This window comes from Paraburkholderia sp. RL17-381-BIF-C (assembly GCF_046026435.1).
Taxonomy (GTDB): Bacteria; Pseudomonadota; Gammaproteobacteria; order Burkholderiales; family Burkholderiaceae; genus Paraburkholderia.
Map to the genome: position 1 here is coordinate 49086 of NZ_JARESX010000030.1, position 20594 is coordinate 69679.

Here is a 20594-nt window from a genome sequence, read left to right on the forward strand (position 1 = left end):
TGTTGTATCGTTGGACCCGCGGCAGAGCAAGACTTTGCCGCGGTCGGCAGCGCCGCAAGGCTGCGCGCGGGTTGACCCTCGTGGCGCAGCCGCCACTGGCGAACCCCAGGGTTCGTCAATTTGGCGACGCTTGCCCGAATCAGCATTTCACCCCTACATTAGTCCCTTGTTGTTGCCCTGTTCTGCGCGATCTGGATACCCCTATGCCCACTGCCTATAAACGCGTCCTGCTCAAACTCTCCGGTGAAGCTCTGATGGGCGACGATGCCTTTGGCATCAATCGCGCGACCATCGAACGAATGGTGGCGGACGTGGCCGAAGTGGTCCGTCTCGGAACGCAGCTGGCCGTGGTGATCGGCGGCGGCAATATTTTCCGCGGCGTCGCAGGCGGCGCGGCGGGTATGGATCGCGCCACGGCCGACTACATGGGCATGCTGGCCACCATGATGAACGCCCTGGCGCTGCAGGACGCCATGCGCCACGCCGGTATCGAGGCGCGCGTGCAATCGGCGCTGCGCATGGACCAGGTGGTCGAGCCGTACATCCGGCCCCGCGCGATTCGCCAGCTCGAAGAAGGCAAAGTCGTGATTTTCGCGGCCGGCACGGGCAACCCGTTCTTCACGACCGACACGGCCGCAGCGCTGCGCGGCTCGGAAATTGGCGCGGAAGTCGTGCTGAAAGCAACGAAGGTGGACGGCGTCTACTCCGCCGACCCGAAGAAAGACCCGAGCGCGACCCGTTACACCACGATCAGCTTCGACGAGGCAATCGGCCGCAATCTGCAGGTCATGGACGCCACGGCGTTCGCACTGTGCCGCGACCAGAAGCTGCCGATCCGCGTGTTTTCGATCGTCAAGCCGGGCGCGCTCAAGCGCATCGTACAAGGTGAGGACGAAGGCACTCTCGTCCACGTGTAAACTCTCGTTCACATAACGTGGGCTTTGACGCGAGCCCGGGTCGCCGCATCTTGCGCGCGCTGGCCGGCTCGCACCGTTTTGAAGGTTCGGAGGTTTAAAAATGTCTGTGGCTGATATCCGAAAGGGCGCTGAACAAAAGATGCAGCGCTCCATCGACGCGTTCAAGAACGACCTGTCGAAGATCCGCACGGGCCGTGCGCATACGGGCCTGCTGGATCACATCCAGTGCGATTACTACGGTTCGCCGGTGCCGATTTCACAAGTCGCGAACCTGACGCTGATCGACGCCCGCACGATTGGCGTGCAGCCGTGGGAAAAGAAGATGGTTCAGGTCGTCGAAAAGGCGATCCGCGAGTCGGACCTCGGCCTGAACCCGGCCACGCAAGGCGACGTGATTCGCGTGCCGATGCCCGCGTTGACCGAAGAGCGCCGCCGCGAACTGACCAAAGTGGTCAAGAGCGAAGCGGAAACGGCCAAGGTCGCCGTGCGCAATTTGCGCCGTGATGCAAACGAGCAACTGAAAAAGCTCGTGAAGGACAAAGAAATTTCGGAAGACGACGAGCGTCGTGCCGGTGACGACGTTCAGAAGCTGACGGACAAGTTCGTTGCCGAAATCGACAAACTCGTCGTGACGAAAGAAGCCGAGATCATGACGGTCTGAGGCCGGTCGCCTCTCAGAAAAACGCCGGGCCGCCCCAGGTTTTCCGCCCCGCAGGACATCCCCTTCGGGGATTGCCCCCTCGGGCGGCTGGCGTGAAGCGCCAGGTTTGGGGGCACTCGGTACTTTCAGGGTTTCCACTTCTTTATTTGCAGTCACTGTCCCGACGGCCATGACCTATACCAGCTCAACCGTGCGCGTGCCTGATGTCGCCGCGGTGCCGCGACATATCGCGATCATCATGGACGGCAACGGCCGTTGGGCCACCCAGCGGCGCCTGCCGCGCGTGGCGGGCCATACGCGCGGCGTCGACGCGGTGCGTGCGGCCGTCGAGGCGTGCGCCCGTCAGGGTGTCGAATATCTGACGCTGTTCGCTTTCAGCTCGGAAAACTGGCGTCGTCCCAACGACGAAGTGTCGTTCCTGATGCGCCTGTTCGTGACCGCGCTGGAGCGCGAGATCGGCAAACTGCACGCCAACGGCATCCGTTTGCGGGTAGTGGGCGATCTGTCGCGCTTCGATACGCGCATCCGCGACCTGATCAAGCGCGCGGAGACCAAGACCGCGCGCAATACCCGCCTTACACTCACGATCGCCGCGAACTACGGCGGCCGCTGGGACATCATGCAGGCCACCCGCAAGCTCGCCGAACAGTCGGCGCTGGCGGGCAAGGCGGTCGAGGTGACCGAGGAATCGTTCGCCGAGCACCTCTCCATGGCTTATGCGCCGGAGCCGGATCTGTTCATCCGCACCGGCGGCGAGCGCCGTGTCAGCAACTTCCTGCTGTGGCAGCTCGCTTACACCGAGTTCTACTTCACCGACACGTTCTGGCCGGATTTCGACGCCGACGCGCTCGGCCACGCCATCGCTTCGTACGCGGAGCGCGAACGCCGCTTCGGCCGCACCAGTGCTCAACTCGAGCCGCAATCGCAAAACGTCGATTCGCTTCCATGCTAAAAACCCGTGTCATCACGGCGATCATCCTGCTGGCGGTATTTCTGCCGGTGACGTTGTTCGCGCCTGTGGGCGCGTTCGGCGCGCTGATCGCCTTCGTCGTCGTGTTCGCCGCATGGGAGTGGGCACGCCTGCTCAAGCTGGGCGGCGTGGGCCCGGTCGTTTATGCGCTGGTGGCCGCAGTGGCGCTCGTCGCCAGCACGCGCCTTGGCACCGGTATCGAGCAGGCGAGGCCGCTCTTTCAGGCGGCCGCGATTTTCTGGGTGATCGCCGGCCCGTTCGTGCTGTTGCGCAAGCCCACGCTCGCCCAAGGCGCATGGCGCTCCTTTCTGTTTCTCGCCGGCATTGTGGTATTCGTCGCGTGCTGGCATGCTCTCGTCGCCGCGCGCATGCAGGGCGTGCCGTTCGTGCTGTCGTTGCTGCTATTGGTATGGCTGGCCGATATCGGCGCATACTTCTCGGGAAAAGCATTCGGAAAACACAAGCTGGCGCCTGCCATCAGTCCGGGTAAGACTTGGGAGGGCGCGATCGGCGGCTGGCTGGTGGTGATGATCGTCGCGGCGGCGGCGGTCTTTTTGCATGCGTTCGAGCCGACCCTGTATTCTGCGTTGCTGGCGCATTGGGGCGCCGTGCGCACGTTGCTCGCCTTGACCCTGCTGGTCGCATTCAGTGTGGTGGGCGACCTGTTCGAATCCATGATGAAACGCCAGGCCGGTGTGAAAGATTCAAGCGGCCTGTTGCCGGGGCACGGTGGCGTGCTCGACCGCATCGACGCATTGTTGCCGGTGCTGCCGCTTGCCATGCTGCTGCTCGGCTAGAGAAAGAGATATGCAAAAACGTCTGACACTGCTCGGTTCCACGGGCTCGATTGGAGACAGCACGCTCGACGTCGTCGCGCGTCATCCCGAGCGTTTTTCGGTGTATGCGTTGAGCGCGCATCGCAACGGCGACAAGCTCGTCGAGCAATGCCTGCGCTTTCAGCCCGAAGTCGCGGTGGTCGGCGACGCCGCCACGGCCGCCAGCGTCGCCGCGAAATTGCGCGAGGCGGGTTGCAAGACCGAGGTCACGTACGGACCGCAGGCGCTCGTCGACGTGTCGAAGAGCGACGGCTGCGATACGGTGGTAGCGGCGATCGTCGGCGCGGCCGGCCTCGCGCCGAGCCTTGCCGCCGCGCGCGCCGGCAAACGCATCCTGCTCGCCAACAAGGAAGCGCTGGTCATGTCCGGCGCGATCTTCATGGACGCGGTGCGCGACAACGGCGCCGTCCTGCTGCCGGTGGACAGCGAGCACAACGCGATTTTCCAATGCTTGCCGCGCGAAGCCGCGCTGCACGGCGGCGTCTCCAAGATCATTCTGACCGCTTCGGGCGGCCCGTTCCGTACGCGCGAACCTGCCACGCTCGTCGACGTCACGCCGGAAGAAGCCTGTAAGCATCCGAACTGGGTCATGGGTCGCAAGATTTCGGTCGACTCGGCCACCATGATGAACAAGGGCCTCGAAGTGATCGAGGCGCACTGGCTGTTCGATCTGCCGGGCGAGCGCATCGACGTGCTGATTCACCCGCAAAGCGTGATCCACTCGATGGTCTCGTACGCCGACGGTTCGGTGCTCGCGCAGCTTGGCAATCCCGACATGCGCACGCCGATCGCCCATGCGCTGGCGTTTCCGGATCGCGTCGATTCGGGCGTGGCGCAACTCGATCTGCTGCAGGTCGCGTCGTTGTCGTTCGAAAAGCCGGATTACACGCGCTTTCCGTGTCTCGCCCTTGCAGTCAAGGCACTCGCCGAGGGAGGCCTCGCGAGCGCGGCGCTGAACGCCGCGAACGAAATAGCGGTGGAGGCGTTCCTCGCGCGCCAGATCGGTTTCATGGCAATTGCCCAGGTGGTCGACGCGGTGCTCAACGCGCTGCCGAACCGCAGCGCGCACGCGCTCGAGGACGTGATCGAAGCGGATGCCGCCGCGCGTCGCGCCGCTGCCGAATTCATCGCGCGTCTGCCCGACGGCGCCCGTCGCACGGAACGCGCCGTCCAGTGAGGCGCTCATGAACCTGCTGATCGAACTGCTCGCCTTCGCGGTCGCGATTGGCGTACTCGTGGTCGTCCACGAATACGGGCATTACAGCGTGGCGCGCCTGTGCGGCGTCAAGGTGCTGCGCTTTTCGATCGGCTTCGGCAAGCCGCTGTTCCAGTGGGTGAGCCCGAAGACCGGCACCGAATGGACCATTGCCGCGCTGCCGCTCGGCGGCTACGTGAAGATGCTCGACGAGCGCGAAAACAGCGCTGAGCCGATTCCCGTGGAAGCATTGCCGCATGCGTTCAACCGGCAGTCCGTGTGGCGCCGTTTTGCGATTGTCGCGGCCGGTCCGGTCGCGAACTTCCTTCTGGCGATCGTGCTGTTCGCGCTCGTCTTCGCCACCGGCGTGACGGAGCCGGCGGCCGTGGTCGCGGCGCCCACGCCGAATACGCCCGCGGCGCTCGCGGGCTTCGACGGCGGCGAGACGATCGTTGCCGTGCGTGCCGAGAACGCCGGCCAATCCGAGCCGGTGCGCTCATGGTCGGACCTGCGCTGGAAACTGCTGGGTGCGGCATTCGATCACAAGCGTGTCGTGCTGAGCGCGAAAGACGCGCACGGCACGTCGGACTTTCAACTCGATCTGCGCGGCCTAACCGAAAAAGACGTCGACGACGACTTCATGTCGCATCTCGGTTTCGAGCCGGGTGGTGGCAAGCTGACGGTGGCCGGTGTGCAGCCGGGCAGCGCGGCGCAAAAGGCTGGGCTCGTCGCCGGTGATCGTCTGCGTGCCGTCGACGGAATTCCGACCGAAAATGCCACGGCCTTTATCGCTTATGTAAAATCGCACGCCGGCAAACCAGTCACGTTGCAGGTCGAGCGCGGAGGTAAGGCGGCGGGCAAGCTCGAAGACGTGAACATCGTCCCGCAGGCGCAGCGTGACGAAGCGACGGGCCAGCAGATCGGTCGCATCGGCGCGGAACTGGCTACCCAGGTGCCGTCGATCGACGTGCACTATGGGCCGGTTGAAAGCCTGCAACTGGGCGCGCGCCGCACGTGGGATCTCGCGGTGTATTCGGTGCGGATGTTCGGCAGGATGATCGTGGGCGAAGCATCGCTCAAGAATCTTTCCGGGCCGGTGACGATCGCCGATTACGCAGGAAAGAGCGCACGTCTAGGTCCTTCTGCATTCCTGTCGTTCCTGGCCCTTGTCAGTATTAGTCTTGGCGTACTGAACCTGTTACCAATTCCGGTATTGGACGGGGGTCATCTGTTATATTATTTGGTTGAAGCTGTTACCGGTAAAGTTGTCTCCGATCGCTGGCAACTCGTTTTTCAGAGGGCGGGTCTCGCCTGCATCGTCGCGTTGTCGGCGATCGCGCTGTTCAACGATCTGGCTCGTTTAATCCATTTTTAAAGTGTTCGGCGGCGTTCACGATGGCGACCGCCCGACCTGATGCAGCTATACACACTGGGGAAGCACGTTGTTTAAACCTCATCGCTTTGTTCCAAAGACGGTTATAGCCGCGGCATTCGCCGCGCATGGGCTGGTTGCTCACGCAACGACGCCCTTCGTGGTGCAAGACATCCGGATCGAGGGATTGCAACGCGTCGAACCTGGTACCGTGTTCGCCTACCTGCCTATCAAGCAGGGCGACACCTTCAGCGACGACAAGGCATCGGAGGCCATTCGCGCCCTGTATGCCACGGGCTTCTTCAACGACGTCAAGATCGCGACCGAAGGCAATGTCGTCATCGTGCAGGTGCTGGAGCGTCCGGCTATCGGCACGATCGACTTCGCCGGCATTCATGAGTTCGACAAGGAAAACCTGACCAAGGCGCTGCGCGCGGTCGGCTTGTCGCAAGGCCGCTATTACGACAAGGCGCTCGTCGACAAGGCCGAGCAGGAACTGAAGCGTCAGTACCTCACGCGCGGTTATTACGCCGCCGAGGTCACCACCACGATCACGCCGATCGACCGCAACCGTGTGTCGGTGCTGTTCTCGGTGGCCGAAGGTCCGAGCGCGAAGATCCGCCAGATCAACTTCATCGGCAACAAGGCGTTCAGCACGGGTACGCTGCGCGACGAAATGCAGCTGTCCACGCCGAACTGGTTCTCGTGGTACACGAAGAACGACCTGTACGCGAAAGACAAGCTCACCGGCGACCTCGAAAACGTCCGCTCGTATTACCTGAATCGCGGCTACCTCGAGTTCAACATCGACTCGACTCAGGTCTCGATCTCGCCGGACAAGAAGGACATGTATCTGACGGTCACGCTGCATGAAGGCGAGCCGTACACGATTTCGAGCATCAAGCTGGCAGGCAATCTGCTCGACCGCGAGCCGGAGCTGGCCAAGCTCATCAAGATCAAACCGGGTGACCGCTTCTCGGCTGAAAAGCTGCAAGCCACCACCAAGGCGATCGTCGACAAACTGGGCGAATACGGCTATGCGTTCGCCACCGTCAATGCGCAGCCGCAGATCGATCAGTCGAACCACAAGGTCGACCTGACGCTGCAGGTGGACCCGAGCCGCCGCGTCTACGTGCGCCGCATCAACGTGGTGGGCAACACCCGCACGCGTGACGAAGTGGTGCGCCGCGAAATGCGCCAGCTCGAAAGCTCGTGGTTCGATTCGAACCGCCTCGCGCTGTCGAAAGACCGGATCAACCGTCTCGGCTATTTCACGGACGTCGACGTGACCACGGTGCCGGTGGAAGGCACGCCAGACCAGGTCGATGTGGACGTCAAGGTGGCCGAAAAGCCGACCGGCGCGATCACGCTGGGTGCGGGCTTTTCGTCGACCGACAAGGTGGTGCTCTCGGCAGGCGTCTCGCAGGACAACGTGTTCGGCTCGGGTACGAGTCTCGCGGTGAACGTGAATACCGCGAAGACGTACCGTACGTTGACGGTCACGCAGGTCGATCCGTACTTTACGGTCGACGGCATCAAGCGGATTACCGACGTTTATTACCGCACGTATCAGCCGCTGTATTACTCCACGGATTCGAGCTTCAAGATCGTCACGATCGGTGGTGACCTGAAGTTCGGTATTCCGTTCTCCGAAGTGGACACGGTCTACTTCGGCGCCGGCCTCGAGCAGAACCAGCTCGACATCGACTCAAACACGCCGCAAAGCTATATCGACTACGTGCACGAATTCGGCCGTGTGTCGAACAACGTGCCGATCACGGTAGGCTGGTCGCGCGACGCGCGTGACAGCGCACTGGTGCCGAGCCGCGGTTACTTCACGCAGGCGAACGCCGAGTACGGCACGCCGATCGGTGGCACGCAGTACTACAAGGCCGACATCAACGCGCAGTACTATTACTCGTTCTCGCGCGGGTTCGTGCTGGGCTTCAACTTCCAGGGCGGTTACGGTAACGGCCTCGGCGGCAAGCCTTATCCGATTTTCAAGAACTACTATGCGGGCGGTATCGGTTCGGTGCGGGGCTACGAGCCGAGCTCGCTGGGTCCGCGCGACGCCAAGACGAACGACCCGATCGGCGGCTCGAAGCTGCTGGTGGGTAACGTCGAGTTGACGTTCCCGCTGCCGGGCACGGGTTACGACCGCACGCTGCGTGTCTTCACGTTCCTCGACGCTGGTAACGTGTGGGGCACGGAAGGTAACAGCATCGGCGCCAACGGTCTGCGTTACGGCTATGGTGTCGGTCTGGCGTGGATCTCGCCGATCGGTCCGCTGAAGCTGAGCCTGGGCTTCCCGCTCACGAAGCATACGGGCGACCAGTATCAGAAATTCCAGTTCCAGATCGGGACGGCGTTCTGATCGGGCGGCTGGCGGCTCGGCCAGAAGCGGCTGGCCAAACTACAGTATCGAGAGGATGACTTTGCTAACCGGTATGTTTTCGAAACGTGTGGCGTGCGCGCTGGCGCTGGCAATGACCTTGGGGGTCGGGGTGGCGCATGCGCAGGAGGCGAGGATCGCGGCGGTCAACTCCGACCGTATCCTGCGCGAATCCGCTGCTGCGAAGGCCGCGCAGGTCAAGCTCGAGGCCGAGTTCGCCAAGCGTGACAAGGACTTGGCCGACATGGCGCAGAAGCTGAAGTCGATGTCCGATTCCCTCGACAAGAACGGCGCGTCCATGTCGCCCGCCGATCGCGCGCAGAAGCAGCGCGATCTGTCGCAACTGGACACGGATTTCCAGCGCAAGCAACGTGAGTTTCGCGAGGATCTGAACCAGCGCCGCAACGAAGAACTGGCGGCGGTGCTCGACCGCGCCAACAAGGTGATCAAGCAGATTGCCGAGGCCCAGCACTACGATCTGATCGTCCAGGAAGCGGTGTACGTGAGCCCGCGCATCGACATCACCGATCAGGTGCTCAAGGCGCTGGCGGCGTCGGGTAACTGAATCCTGCAGCGGGGCAAGTCGCCCGGCAACAGCAGATCTGACAAGTTGGACTGAACGGTAGGAGACAGGATAGGCATGGCATTTACGCTCGAGGACATCGTCCAACGGTTCGGCGGTGAAGTAGTCGGAAACGGTTCGCAGCGCGTCGGCAGTCTCGCGCCGCTCGACCAGGCAGGCCCGGACCAGCTGGCGTTCCTCGCCAATCCGAAGTACCTGTCGCAGGTCGAAACGACCCGTGCGGGTGCGGTGTTGATCAACGCCGACGACCTCGCCAAACTCGCTTCCCGCGAGAATCGTAACTTCATCGTCACGCCGAATCCGTACGCTTACTTTGCGCGGGTCGCGCAGACCTTCATCGACCTCGCATCGCCCAAGGCGGTGCCAGGCGTGCATCCGAGCGCAACCATCGACCCGTCGGCGCAGATTGCCGCGAGCGCGGTGATCGGTCCGCACGTCACGGTCGAGGCGGGTGCGGTGATTGGCGAAAACGTGCGGCTCGACGCCAATGTCGTGATCGGCCGTGGCACGCGCGTCGGCGCGGGTTCACATCTCTATCCCAATGTCGCGGTGTACTACGGTTGCAAGCTCGGCGAGCGCGTGATCGTGCACGCGGGCGCGGTGATCGGCTCGGACGGTTTCGGCTTCGCGCCGGATTTCGTCGGCGAGGGTGACGCGCGCACCGGCAGCTGGGTGAAGATTCCGCAGGTGGGCGGCGTGTCGATCGCGGCAGACGTCGAAATCGGTGCGAACACCACCATCGACCGCGGCGCAATGGCGGACACCATCATCGAAGAGTGCGTGAAGATCGACAATCTCGTGCAGATCGGTCACAACTGCAAGGTCGGTGCCTATACGGTGATCGCCGGCTGCGCGGGCATTGCGGGCAGTACCACGATCGGCCGCCATTGCATGATCGGCGGCGCGGTCGGGATCGCCGGTCACGTCACGCTGGCCGATTACGTGATCGTCACGGCCAAGTCGGGCGTCTCGAAATCGCTGTTGAAGCCTGGTATGTACACCAGTGCCTTCCCGGCCGTGAACCATGCAGACTGGAACAAGAGCGCGGCATTGCTGCGTAACATCGACAAACTCCGCGATCGTATCAAGGCGCTTGAAAACGCCGCGGCCGAGAAAGAAGGCAGCCCGGCCGCCAATGCAGCAAGCCGTTCCGCTGACGACCAGGCCTGAGAGGCACCAGGGTAACTCTTAGGCCGACTCGCGGGACAATTCGCCATGCATTTCGCAGGGCAACCTGCCGGCACCGCGTAAAATAGCGGGCGAGCATCAGGAAGCAAAGTCGGTTGCCGTGACCGGGTGGCACGGCCGCCGGGTCATGGCGAGCGCCGGCAGCATGCGTTATCAACCCACCTGCACCAGCATCCGCAGTCATCATCGCGCAGTCAATGCGCGAGTAGAAACACCATGAGCACCGAAAAAATCAATCTCGACATTCATAAGATTCTCACGCTGCTGCCACATCGTTACCCGATCCTGCTGGTCGACCGGGTGCTCGAACTTGAGCCGCACAAGAGCATCAAAGCGTTGAAGAACGTGTCGATCAACGAACCGTATTTCCAGGGGCACTTCCCGACGCGTCCGGTGATGCCGGGTGTGCTGATTCTCGAAGCGCTCGCACAAACGGCGGCTCTGCTGACGTTTTCTGAAGAGCCGAGCGACCCGTCGAACACGCTGTACCTGTTCGTCGGCATCGACAACGCGCGCTTCAAGCGCGTGGTGGAACCGGGCGATCAGCTGATCCTGAACTGCACGTTCGAGCGTCATATGCGCGGCATCTGGAAGTTCAAGGCGCGCGCCGAAGTGGATGGCGTGGTAGCGGCGGAAGCCGACCTGATGTGCGCGGTGCGGCACACGGACAAGGACGCTTGACGCGCTAGCCAGTGTCCGGGCGGTCGGCGGCGTGATACACACGCTGGCCGCTTCGCCAGATGCCCATCCAGACAACGCAACAGAATCAGAAGCGAGGACGCATGAGCAGGATTCATCCCACTGCGATCGTCGAACCGGGCGCACAACTCGACGAATCCGTCGAAGTCGGACCGTATGCCGTGATCGGCGCACATGTGACGATCGGCGCGCGGACCACGATCGGTTCGCACAGCGTGATCGAAGGTCACACCACGCTCGGCGAAGACAACCGGATCGGCCACTACGCATCGGTCGGCGGCCGTCCGCAGGACATGAAGTACAACAACGAGCCGACCCGGCTCGTTATCGGCAACCGCAACACGATCCGCGAGTTCACCACGATCCACACCGGCACGGTGCAGGACGCGGGCGTCACCACGCTCGGTGACGACAACTGGATCATGGCGTACGTGCACATCGGGCACGATTGCCATGTGGGCAGCAACGTCATTCTGTCGAGCAATGCGCAGATGGCCGGCCACGTCACGATCGGCGACCACGCGATCGTCGGCGGCATGTCGGGCGTGCATCAGTTCGTGCGCATCGGCGCGCATTCCATGCTGGGCGGCGCCTCGGCGCTGGTTCAGGACATTCCGCCGTTCGTGATCGCCGCCGGCAACAAGGCGGAGCCGCACGGCATCAACGTCGAAGGCCTGCGCCGCCGCGGTTTTTCGCCGGACGCCATCTCGGCGCTGCGCGCGGCTTATCGCGTGCTGTACAAGAACGGCCTGTCGCTGGAAGAGGCGAAGGTGCAACTGCGCGAACTCGCGTCCGCGGGCGGCGACGGTGACGAACCGGTGCAGACGCTGCTCGCGTTCGTCGAAGCGTCGCAACGCGGCATCATCCGCTAACCGATGGCTTTGCAACCCAGTCCACTGCGCGTGGCGATGGTGGCCGGCGAACCGTCCGGCGACCTGCTGGCGGCGTCGCTGCTCGACGGTCTCGCAAGCCGATTGCCGGCCGGCACCCAGTACTATGGAATCGGCGGCCCGCGCATGATCGCCACGGGCTTCGACGCCCATTTTCCGATGGAAAAGCTGTCGGTGCGCGGCTATGTCGAGGCACTGAAGCACATTCCCGGCATTCTCGGCATCCGCAACGAACTGAAGCGCCAGTTGCTGGCCGAGCCGCCCTCGGTGTTCGTCGGCGTGGATGCGCCCGATTTCAACTTCGGGCTCGAGCATCCGTTGCGCGACGCCGGCATTCCGACCGTTCACTTCGTGTGTCCGTCCATCTGGGCGTGGCGCGGCGGCCGCATCAAGAAGATCGCCAAGGCGGTCGACCATATGCTGTGCGTGTTCCCGTTCGAAACGGCGCTGCTGGAAAAGGCGGGCGTCGCGGCATCGTACGTCGGCCATCCGCTTGCCGACGAGATTCCGCTCGTACCCGACACGCTCGGCGCGCGCCGGGCGCTAGGTCTGGCCGAAGAGGGCCCGATCATCGCGGTGCTGCCGGGTAGCCGCCGCTCGGAGATCGATCTGATCGGCCCGACGTTCTTCGCCGCGATGGAGATGATGCAGCACCAGGAGCCCGGTCTGCGCTTCGTCATGCCGGCGGCCACGCCGGCGCTGCGCGAGATGCTGCGGCCGCTGGTGGATTCGCACCCCGGTCTCGCGCTGACGATTACCGACGGTCAGTCGCAGCTCGCCATGACCGCGGCCGACGCGATCCTGGTGAAGAGCGGCACCGTGACGCTGGAAGCCGCGCTGCTGAAAAAGCCGATGGTGATCTCGTACAAGGTGCCTTGGCTGACCGGCCAGATCATGCGCCGTCAAGGGTATCTGCCCTATGTCGGTCTGCCGAACATCCTGGCGGGGCGGTTCGTGGTGCCGGAGATCCTGCAGCACTTCGCCACGCCGCAGGCGCTGGCCGAAGCCACGCTGAAACAGTTGCGCGACGAGACCAACCGGCGCACGCTGACGGAAATCTTCACGGAGATGCATCACGTGCTGAAGCAGAACACCGCGCAGCGTGCGGCGGAAGTCGTGGCGAGCGTCATCGAAAAGCGCAAGGGGCGGCCGTGACCGGCGCACGCGCACCGCGCCGCAAAACCGTTGCCGGAGCGGCGGCCCAGCAGGTCGGCCTGAACTTCGAGACGCCGGAGGACATTGTCTGCGGCGTGGACGAAGCGGGGCGCGGACCGCTAGCCGGCCCGGTGGTGGCAGCGGCGGTGATTTTCGATCCGTCCAAGCCGATGATTCGCGGCCTCGACGATTCCAAGGCGCTGACCGCGAAGAAGCGCGACGAGCTGTATGACAAGATCGTCGACCGTGCGCTCGCTTACTGCATCGCTTCGGCATCGGTCGAAGAAATCGATTCGCTTAATATTCTGCACGCCACCATGCTGGCAATGAAGCGCGCCGTGGAGGGCCTGTCCGTCGTGCCGACGCTCGTGAAAGTCGACGGCAATCGCTGTCCGACACTGAGCGTTCGCAGTGAAGCGGTGATCGGCGGCGACGCGCTCGTGAAGAGCATCTCCGCGGCGTCGATTCTTGCCAAGGTCACGCGTGACCGCATGCTGCTCGAATTGCACCAGACGTATCCCGTCTACGGCTTCAATGCGCATGCCGGTTACGGCACGCCGCAGCATCTCGCGGCGTTGCGCGAACATGGACCTTGCGAGCATCATCGGCGTTCGTTCGCGCCGGTGCGTGAGGCGCATCTGCGGTTGCGTACCGGCGTGCCGCTGCCGGCCCGCGACGTGATCGTCGTATCCGAAGTGATGTTCGACGACGACGCCTTCGGCGAAGGCAGCAGCGCCGTCTGAGCTTGACGCGAACGTCGCGCGAGCGCTTCATTAGCGGCGCGTGTCACAACCCTTTCCTCATTCTCACTGTCTTCGCTGCCTGTGAAAGCCATCACCTCGCGGGACAATCCGCTCTATAAACGCCTGAAGGCATTGGCCGGCTCGACGCATCAACAGCGCAAGAGCGGCCACGCGCTGCTCGAAGGGTTTCATCTCGCGAGCGCGTATCTCGACGTCGCCGGGCAACCGGAAATGTGCATCGTCACCGACGGCGCGCTGCGCCATGACGAAGCGCAGGCGATCGTTTCACGCATCGAAGATCACCGTGTCGTGACGCTGCCGGACGCGCTATTCGGGCAGTTGTCGAATGTCGTGCACGGTGTGGGCATACTGCTGCTGGTCGAAAAGCTCGACACGCCGCTGCCCGACAACGTCGCGCAAACCTGCCTCGTACTCGACGGCGTGCAGGACGCGGGCAACGTCGGCTCGATTCTGCGCAGCGCGGCGGCCGCCGGCATTCAGCAGGTGTTCTGCGCGCCGGGGACGGCGTACGCGTGGTCCTCGAAGGTCTTGCGCTCCGGCATGGGCGCGCATTTCCTCCTGCAGATTCACGAGGACGTGGAAGCGCAGGCGCTGATCGAGCGCCTCGCGGTGCCGATCGTCATTACGGATTCGCACGGCGCCGAGGCGATCTACGACTGCGATCTGAGCGGAGCGCTCGCGTGGGTGTTCGGCAACGAAGGGGCGGGCGTTTCGCAGATCTGGCGCGACGCGGTCTCGTTGCGGGTGACGATTCCCCAGCCGGGCGGCATGGAGTCGTTGAATGTGGCGGCTGCGGCGGCTGTATGCGTGTTCGAGCAGTGCCGCCAGCAGCGCGGGCGCGCTTGACGTCGTTCGCTCGACGCCGTTTTTTGACACGCGCGCGCTGCCGCGCGTGTCTCCTCTTCAGGCTGCCGGGCTGACGCGGCGGTTCAATAAGCCGGCCGGTCCAGCTTGATTTCCTGCAGGATGGTTGTTGCGATCTCTTCGATCGACTTGTGCGTCGACGACAGCCACTTGATCCCTTCCCGCCGCATCATCGTTTCGGCCTCGTTGATCTCATAGCGGCAATTCTCCGGCGCCGCGTACTTGCTGCCGGGACGACGCTCGTTGCGAATCTCCGAAAGCCGCTGTGGATCGATCGACAATCCGAACATTTTCTGCCGATGCGCGAGTAGCGGCGTAGGCAATTTGCCGCGCTCGAAATCTTCCGGAATCAGCGGATAGTTGGCCGCTTTCACGCCATACTGCATGGCCAGATAGAGGCTCGTCGGCGTTTTGCCGCTGCGCGATACGCCGACCAGAATCACGTCGGCGTCGGCCAAATTGCGGTTCGATTGGCCGTCGTCGTGAGCGAGCGAGAAATTGATCGCCTCGATCCGGTTCTTGTACTCCTCGGTGTCCGCGTTCTGGTGGCCGCGGCCCATCGCGTGGCTCGACTTCAGTTCCAGTTCCTGTTCGAGCGGCTCCACGAACGTCTGAAACATGTCTAGCACAAGCGCGTTCGAGCCTTTGACGATCTGATTCGACGCGCTGTCCACCAGCGTCGTGAACACGATGGGGCGGCGGCCGTCCTGCTGGATCGCTTCGTTGATCTTTTCGAGCGTGGCATAGGCCTTTTCCGTCGAGTCGACGAAAGGCACGCGAACCAGGCGGAATTTCTGGTCGAACTGGGAGAGGATCGAATGCGCGAAGGTTTCGGCAGTGATCCCGGTACCGTCGGAGACGATGAATACGGTGGGCGGCATCAGTGGGGCGGGGGAACGTGAGCGGGGAAAATCGCTCGAATGAAACATCGCTGTATCGACGCCGCTGCCCGGTGGCTAACCGGAGGCTGCAGCGGCGTTCAACCAGCGCGCCGTGGGCACCGCAACTGCGCCCGGATGGTGGCGGGGCCTCGCAAAAGCCCGCTGGCCGGTCCGGGGCGCGTTTCGAGGCGCAATTCTCGTCCGACAGTCACATTTTCAAAGTCGGCACGGTAGAATAGCGGCAACCTGTTGGATAAGCAATTGCAGGCGATTGGCGTCTAACTCACCGTGAACGGTCGTTCAACGCCTCGCTTTTAACCGGTATTTTAGTCGCCAAGTCGCGGCGAACGTGGTGGATCGATCGGTAAATTCGTCCATTCGCCTTCTTCGTCGCGCATCCGGTGCTCCGGGCAATGTGCAGCGATTGCTTCTCCAACAGGTTGTGCAAGACGCGAGGTCACGCTTCCAATGGGCGTCTCGCGTTCGAGCCCACTTGCACAGCCGTGAATTTCTTTCACACTTAGGGGCTTGTATGACTAACGCAGTTACCGTCGCAAAGGATAAGGCGTATGTAGTTCCGTTCGAGCAGTTGCGGATGACCGATGTGGAGATTGTCGGTGGCAAGAACGCGTCGCTTGGCGAGATGATCAGTCAGCTCGCCGAAGCCGGCGTGCGCGTGCCGACCGGTTTCGCCACCACGGCGCTGGCTTTCCGCGACTTCTTGCAACACAACAATCTGACCGAACGCATCGCCAAACGTCTCGAAACGCTCGACGTCGACGACGTGAAGTCGCTTGCCGAAGCGGGCAAGGAGATCCGTCAATGGATCGTCGACGCGCCGCTGCAGCCGCAACTCGAGGCTGATATCCGCGCGGGCTTCGAAACCCTGCAAAACAGCTCGCCTGAAGAGCTGTCGTTCGCCGTGCGTTCCTCGGCAACGGCGGAAGACCTGCCGGACGCATCGTTCGCGGGCCAGCAGGAAAGCTACCTCAACGTGGTCGGTATCGACGACGTGCTCGATCGCATGAAGCACGTGTTCGCGTCGTTGTACAACGACCGCGCTATCTCGTATCGCGTCCACAAGGGCTTCACCCACGCTGAAGTCGCGTTGTCGGCTGGCGTGCAGCGCATGGTGCGCTCGGACGTCGGCGCGGCCGGCGTGATGTTCACGCTCGACACCGAATCGGGCTTCAAGGACGCCGTCTTCATCACGTCGAGCTATGGTCTCGGCGAAACCGTGGTGCAAGGCGCGGTGAATCCGGACGAGTTCTACGTCTACAAGACCACGCTCGCCCAAGGCAAGTACCCGATCATCCGCCGCTCGATCGGCTCGAAGCTGATCAGAATGGAATTCACCAAGGCGGGCGAAGAAGGCCGCGTGAAAACCGTCGACGTCTCGCACGAGCAGCGCAACCGCTTCTCGATCACGGACGAAGACGTGATCGAACTGGCTAAATACGCGGTCATCATCGAAAAGCACTACGAGCGTCCGATGGACATCGAGTGGGGCAAAGACGGCCGCGACGGCAAGATCTTCATTCTGCAGGCGCGCCCGGAAACGGTGAAGAGCCAGGCGGTGGGCAAGGCCGAACAGCGCTTCAAGCTGAAGGGTCAATCGAACGTACTCGCTACGGGTCGCGCGATCGGTCAGAAGATCGGCGCGGGTCCGGTGCGCGTGATTCACGATCCGTCGGAAATGGACCGTGTGCAGCCGGGCGACGTGCTGGTCGCCGATATGACCGACCCGAACTGGGAACCGGTCATGAAGCGTGCTTCGGCGATCGTCACGAACCGTGGCGGACGGACCTGCCACGCGGCGATCATCGCGCGTGAGCTGGGCGTGCCGGCCGTGGTCGGCTGCGGCGACGCGACCGACGTGCTGAAGGAAGGCGCGCTGGTCACGGTGTCGTGCGCGGAAGGCGACGAAGGCAAGATTTACGACGGTCTGCTCGAAACCGAAATCACCGAAGTGCAGCGCGGCGAACTGCCGCCGATTCCGGTGAAGATCATGATGAACGTCGGCAACCCGCAACTGGCTTTCGACTTCTCGCAACTGCCGAACGCAGGCGTGGGTCTCGCGCGGCTCGAGTTCATCATCAACAACAACATCGGCGTTCACCCGAAGGCGATTCTCGAGTACCCGAATATCGATCAGGACCTGAAGAAGGCGGTGGAAAGCGTTGCTCGCGGTCACGCATCGCCGCGCGCGTTCTACGTCGACAAGTTGACCGAAGGCATCGCCACGATCGCGGCGGCGTTCTATCCGAAGCCCGTGATCGTGCGTCTGTCGGACTTCAAGTCGAACGAGTACAAGAAGCTGATCGGCGGTTCGCGCTACGAGCCGGACGAAGAAAACCCGATGCTGGGTTTCCGTGGCGCGTCGCGCTACATCGCCGAAGACTTCGCCGAAGCGTTCCAGATGGAATGCATCGCGCTGAAGAAGGTGCGTGAAGAGATGGGCCTCGACAACGTCGAGATCATGGTGCCGTTCGTGCGTACGCTGAAGCAGGCGGAGCGCGTGGTCGGGCTGCTGGCCAAGTACGGCCTGAAGCGCGGCGAGAAGGGTCTGCGCCTGATCATGATGTGCGAAGTGCCGTCGAACGCGATCCTTGCCGAAGAATTCCTGCAATTCTTCGACGGTTTCTCGATCGGTTCGAACGACCTGACGCAGCTCACGCTCGGCCTCGATCGCGACTCCGGCATGGAACTGCTGGCTGTCGATTTCGACGAACGCGATCCGGCGGTCAAGTTCCTGCTGAAGCGCGCGATCGACACCTGCCTGCGACTCGACAAGTACGTCGGTATTTGCGGCCAGGGCCCGTCGGATCATCCGGACTTTGCGCAGTGGCTGACCGATGAAGGCATCAAGTCGATCTCGCTGAACCCGGATACGATCGTCGAGACGTGGCAGCAACTGGCAAAGTCGGCGAAGTGAAGCGAGCAGCATGCCGCTTTCTAAGCAGCATGCATAACGGCGCGCATAGCGCACGACGCGGTATTTCAAACGTGCGCTCATTGCACGATAAACCGTACTGCACCGCGCGTTAAAATGCGTTCGCTTCGTGCTATAAACACCCCGGTAGATCCGGGGTGTTTTGCTTTGTGGAGGTCGACGTGGCGCCAGGTGGATTGTTCTGGTGGATCGGGGCGGGCGTGCTGGTCGTGCTGGAGTTGCTCAGCGGCACGTTCTATCTGCTAATGATCGCGTTGGGTTGTGTAGCGGCCGCCATCGCGCACCTCGCGGGCGCCGCAGCCGACGTGCAGTTCGCCGCCGCGGCCGTGGTCGCACTGGCGGCGGTGCTGCTGCTCAGGCGTTCGCGGTTTGGCCGCAAAACGCGCAAGGAGGCGTCGCGCAACCCCGACGTCAATCTCGACATCGGTCAAACGCTGACCGTGCCTGCCTGGCACGAGCGCCGGGCGCGCGCCAATTACCGCGGCGCGGCATGGGATGTCGAACTGGCCGCGGGTGAACCTGAAGACGCGCAGCTTTACGAAATCACGGAAATGCGTGGCAGTTGCCTCCTCGTCGTGGCGGCCCGCCATTCAGCCAAACGGGCCACCACGGCCTGAGTTTTCTCGCCGCACACACAACTATTCCAACCAGGGACCGGAGGGCAGTCATGGATTCGACCATCGTCGGGGCGGTGCTTCTGATCATCGTGATCGTACTGGCGGCGCAGACTATCAAGATCGTGCCGCAACAGCATGCGTGGGTGCTGGAGCGCCTTGGCCGCTATCACCGCACGCTGACACCGGGTTTGAGTTTCGCGTTTCCGTTTGTCGATCGGATCGCTTATAAGCACATCCTCAAGGAAATTCCGCTAGAGGTGCCAAGCCAGGTCTGTATCACGCGCGACAATACGCAGTTGCAGGTGGACGGCGTGCTGTACTTTCAGGTCACCGATCCGATGAAGGCGTCGTACGGGTCGAGCAACTTCGTGTTCGCGATCACACAGTTGTCGCAAACCACGCTGCGCTCGGTGATCGGCAAGCTCGAACTCGACAAGACCTTCGAGGAGCGCGACTTCATCAATCACAGCATTGTTTCGTCGCTCGACGAAGCGGCCTCGAACTGGGGCGTGAAGGTGTTGCGCTACGAGATCAAGGACCTGACGCCGCCCAAGGAGATCCTCCACGCCATGCAGGCGCAGATTACCGCCGAGCGCGAAAAGCGCGCGCTGATTGCCGCGTCGGAAGGGCGCAAGCAGGAGCAGATCAACATTGCGTCCGGCGGGCGTGAGGCGGCGATTCAGAAGTCGGAAGGCGAACGCCAGGCGGCGATCAATCAGGCGCAGGGTCAGGCGTCGGCGATTCTGGCCGTGGCTGAAGCGAACTCGCAGGCGATTCAGAAGATTGCCGCGGCCATTCAGTCGAACGGCGGGATGGAAGCGGTCAATCTCAAGGTGGCCGAACAATACGTGAACGCGTTCGGCAATCTGGCGAAGCAGGGCACTACGCTGATCGTGCCGGGCAATCTGGCGGATATGAGTTCGATGATCGCCTCGGCGCTCACGATCGTGAACAAAGGGAAGGGCACGACGGAGATGCGCTGAGCGTGCTTTAGCTGCTGAAAAAAGAAATGGCCCGCAGACTGTGCGGGCCAGTTTCATTTGAGTGCTTGCAGGTTCGTTGCCGCGCGCTGGCGGCGAACGAAGCGCGGCATATCCGCGCAGCGTCCGCTCGAACCGACGATCAGCTCGGCGAGCGCATCAAACGCGCTTTTTCACGTTCCCAATCGCGCTTCTTCTCGGTCTCACGTTTGTCGTGCTGCTTCTTGCCCTTGGCCAGACCGATCTCGCATTTGACGCGACCGCCCTTGTAGTGGAAGTTCAGCGGCACGAGCGTGTAGCCGCGCTGCTCGACCTTGCCGATCAGTTTGCTGATTTCTTCGCTATGCAGCAGCAGCTTGCGTGTGCGCACCGGGTCGGGGTTGATATGGGTCGAGGCTTCGGGCAGCGGGCTGATGTGCGTGCCGATCAGGAACAGTTCGTTATTCTTGATGACCACGTAACCTTCCTTGATCTGGCCGCGCCCGGCGCGCAGCGCCTTGACCTCCCATCCTTCGAGCACGAGCCCTGCTTCGTAGCGTTCTTCGACCGAGTAGTCGTAGAAGGCTTTTCTGTTGTCGATGATGCTCATGAATGGAAAGTGCCCAACTCGTTTAAAATCACGATTTTAGCAAAGCGGGGCAAGGAAAGCCCGCCGCGCTTGTCCACCCTTGCCACGC

At 62.6% G+C, this 20594-nt stretch carries 19 protein-coding genes; 17 read left to right on the forward strand and 2 right to left on the reverse strand.

Annotation, left to right across the window (positions count from 1 at the left end; all coding sequences use genetic code 11):
- Positions 1–203: 203 nt before the first annotated feature.
- The 14 genes from pyrH to P0D70_RS19635 all read left to right on the forward strand — a co-directional run bounded on the left by pyrH (position 204) and on the right by P0D70_RS19635 (position 14468).
- Positions 204–917 (forward strand): UMP kinase, encoded by a 714-nt coding sequence (gene pyrH, locus P0D70_RS19570; protein ID WP_011488865.1) that lies wholly within the window; start codon positions 204–206, stop codon positions 915–917.
- 100 nt (positions 918–1017) lie between these two features.
- A complete protein-coding gene (frr, locus tag P0D70_RS19575) occupies positions 1018–1578 on the forward strand; it encodes a ribosome recycling factor (protein WP_012433445.1) in 561 nt (186 codons plus the stop codon).
- A 169-nt stretch (positions 1579–1747) separates the two neighbouring features.
- Positions 1748–2530 (forward strand): polyprenyl diphosphate synthase, encoded by a 783-nt coding sequence (gene uppS, locus P0D70_RS19580; RefSeq protein ID WP_091793334.1) that lies wholly within the window; start codon positions 1748–1750, stop codon positions 2528–2530.
- Positions 2524–3345, forward strand: a complete 822-nt coding sequence (locus P0D70_RS19585) for a phosphatidate cytidylyltransferase (RefSeq protein ID WP_408185701.1) — start codon at positions 2524–2526, stop codon at positions 3343–3345. The genes uppS and P0D70_RS19585 overlap by 7 nt, the downstream gene beginning before the upstream one ends.
- 10 nt (positions 3346–3355) lie before the next feature.
- A complete protein-coding gene (locus P0D70_RS19590) occupies positions 3356–4561 on the forward strand; it encodes a 1-deoxy-D-xylulose-5-phosphate reductoisomerase (protein ID WP_408185702.1) in 1206 nt (401 codons plus the stop codon).
- Between the two features lie 7 nt (positions 4562–4568).
- A complete protein-coding gene (rseP, locus tag P0D70_RS19595) occupies positions 4569–5954 on the forward strand; it encodes an RIP metalloprotease RseP (RefSeq protein WP_408185703.1) in 1386 nt (461 codons plus the stop codon).
- Between the two features lie 67 nt (positions 5955–6021).
- Positions 6022–8325, forward strand: a complete 2304-nt coding sequence (bamA, locus tag P0D70_RS19600) for an outer membrane protein assembly factor BamA (RefSeq protein ID WP_091793340.1) — start codon at positions 6022–6024, stop codon at positions 8323–8325.
- A gap of 61 nt (positions 8326–8386) precedes the next feature.
- Positions 8387–8908, forward strand: coding sequence for an OmpH/Skp family outer membrane protein (locus tag P0D70_RS19605; protein WP_177205078.1), 522 nt, complete (start codon positions 8387–8389; stop codon positions 8906–8908).
- 75 nt (positions 8909–8983) lie between these two features.
- The gene (lpxD, locus tag P0D70_RS19610; RefSeq protein ID WP_408185704.1) at positions 8984–10096 is read left to right on the forward strand and encodes a UDP-3-O-(3-hydroxymyristoyl)glucosamine N-acyltransferase; all 1113 of its coding nucleotides are present in this window, start codon (positions 8984–8986) and stop codon (positions 10094–10096) included.
- A 234-nt stretch (positions 10097–10330) separates the two neighbouring features.
- A complete protein-coding gene (gene fabZ / locus P0D70_RS19615; RefSeq protein WP_006048683.1) occupies positions 10331–10795 on the forward strand; it encodes a 3-hydroxyacyl-ACP dehydratase FabZ in 465 nt (154 codons plus the stop codon).
- A 101-nt stretch (positions 10796–10896) separates the two neighbouring features.
- A complete protein-coding gene (gene lpxA / locus P0D70_RS19620) occupies positions 10897–11685 on the forward strand; it encodes an acyl-ACP--UDP-N-acetylglucosamine O-acyltransferase (protein WP_091793346.1) in 789 nt (262 codons plus the stop codon).
- Positions 11686–11688: 3 nt separating this feature from the next.
- On the forward strand, positions 11689–12858 hold the full coding sequence (gene lpxB / locus P0D70_RS19625) for a lipid-A-disaccharide synthase (protein WP_091793348.1): 1170 nt from the start codon (positions 11689–11691) through the stop codon (positions 12856–12858).
- Positions 12855–13601, forward strand: a complete 747-nt coding sequence (gene rnhB / locus P0D70_RS19630; RefSeq protein ID WP_408185705.1) for a ribonuclease HII — start codon at positions 12855–12857, stop codon at positions 13599–13601. The genes lpxB and rnhB overlap by 4 nt, the downstream gene beginning before the upstream one ends.
- A gap of 81 nt (positions 13602–13682) precedes the next feature.
- Positions 13683–14468 carry a TrmH family RNA methyltransferase gene (locus P0D70_RS19635; RefSeq protein ID WP_408185706.1) on the forward strand — a complete coding sequence of 262 codons (786 nt, stop codon included), beginning with the start codon at positions 13683–13685 and terminating at the stop codon, positions 14466–14468.
- 83 nt (positions 14469–14551) lie between these two features.
- Here the strand turns inward: P0D70_RS19635 and ppsR are convergent, their stop codons facing one another.
- Positions 14552–15367, reverse strand: a complete 816-nt coding sequence (gene ppsR / locus P0D70_RS19640) for a posphoenolpyruvate synthetase regulatory kinase/phosphorylase PpsR (protein WP_091793354.1) — start codon at positions 15365–15367, stop codon at positions 14552–14554.
- 532 nt (positions 15368–15899) lie between these two features.
- Here ppsR and ppsA point away from each other — a divergent pair.
- The 3 genes from ppsA (at position 15900) to P0D70_RS19655 (ending at position 19920) form a co-directional block, all read left to right on the forward strand.
- Positions 15900–18302, forward strand: coding sequence for a phosphoenolpyruvate synthase (gene ppsA / locus P0D70_RS19645; RefSeq protein WP_408185707.1), 2403 nt, complete (start codon positions 15900–15902; stop codon positions 18300–18302).
- Between the two features lie 179 nt (positions 18303–18481).
- Complete coding sequence (locus tag P0D70_RS19650) at positions 18482–18937, forward strand: NfeD family protein (RefSeq protein WP_091793358.1); 456 nt, start codon at positions 18482–18484, stop codon at positions 18935–18937.
- Positions 18938–18987: 50 nt separating this feature from the next.
- On the forward strand, positions 18988–19920 hold the full coding sequence (locus tag P0D70_RS19655; protein WP_091793360.1) for an SPFH domain-containing protein: 933 nt from the start codon (positions 18988–18990) through the stop codon (positions 19918–19920).
- Positions 19921–20059: 139 nt separating this feature from the next.
- Here the strand turns inward: P0D70_RS19655 and smpB are convergent, their stop codons facing one another.
- Positions 20060–20506, reverse strand: coding sequence for an SsrA-binding protein SmpB (gene smpB, locus P0D70_RS19660; RefSeq protein WP_042323149.1), 447 nt, complete (start codon positions 20504–20506; stop codon positions 20060–20062).
- Positions 20507–20594: the final 88 nt, after the last annotated feature.

Excerpts from the sequence above, each read along its gene's own strand:
- pyrH (WP_011488865.1), top strand. The coding sequence starts at position 204 with ATGCCCACTGCCTATAAACGCGTCCTGCTCAAACTCTCCGGTGAAGCT.
- frr (WP_012433445.1), top strand. The coding sequence starts at position 1,018 with ATGTCTGTGGCTGATATCCGAAAGGGCGCTGAACAAAAGATGCAGCGC.
- uppS (WP_091793334.1), top strand. The coding sequence starts at position 1,748 with ATGACCTATACCAGCTCAACCGTGCGCGTGCCTGATGTCGCCGCGGTG.
- P0D70_RS19585 (WP_408185701.1), top strand. The coding sequence starts at position 2,524 with ATGCTAAAAACCCGTGTCATCACGGCGATCATCCTGCTGGCGGTATTT.
- P0D70_RS19590 (WP_408185702.1), top strand. The coding sequence starts at position 3,356 with ATGCAAAAACGTCTGACACTGCTCGGTTCCACGGGCTCGATTGGAGAC.
- rseP (WP_408185703.1), top strand. The coding sequence starts at position 4,569 with ATGAACCTGCTGATCGAACTGCTCGCCTTCGCGGTCGCGATTGGCGTA.
- lpxD (WP_408185704.1), top strand. The coding sequence starts at position 8,984 with ATGGCATTTACGCTCGAGGACATCGTCCAACGGTTCGGCGGTGAAGTA.
- fabZ (WP_006048683.1), top strand. The coding sequence starts at position 10,331 with ATGAGCACCGAAAAAATCAATCTCGACATTCATAAGATTCTCACGCTG.
- lpxA (WP_091793346.1), top strand. The coding sequence starts at position 10,897 with ATGAGCAGGATTCATCCCACTGCGATCGTCGAACCGGGCGCACAACTC.
- lpxB (WP_091793348.1), top strand. The coding sequence starts at position 11,689 with ATGGCTTTGCAACCCAGTCCACTGCGCGTGGCGATGGTGGCCGGCGAA.
- ppsR (WP_091793354.1), bottom strand. The coding sequence starts at position 15,367 with ATGCCGCCCACCGTATTCATCGTCTCCGACGGTACCGGGATCACTGCC.
- ppsA (WP_408185707.1), top strand. The coding sequence starts at position 15,900 with ATGACTAACGCAGTTACCGTCGCAAAGGATAAGGCGTATGTAGTTCCG.
- P0D70_RS19655 (WP_091793360.1), top strand. The coding sequence starts at position 18,988 with ATGGATTCGACCATCGTCGGGGCGGTGCTTCTGATCATCGTGATCGTA.
- smpB (WP_042323149.1), bottom strand. The coding sequence starts at position 20,506 with ATGAGCATCATCGACAACAGAAAAGCCTTCTACGACTACTCGGTCGAA.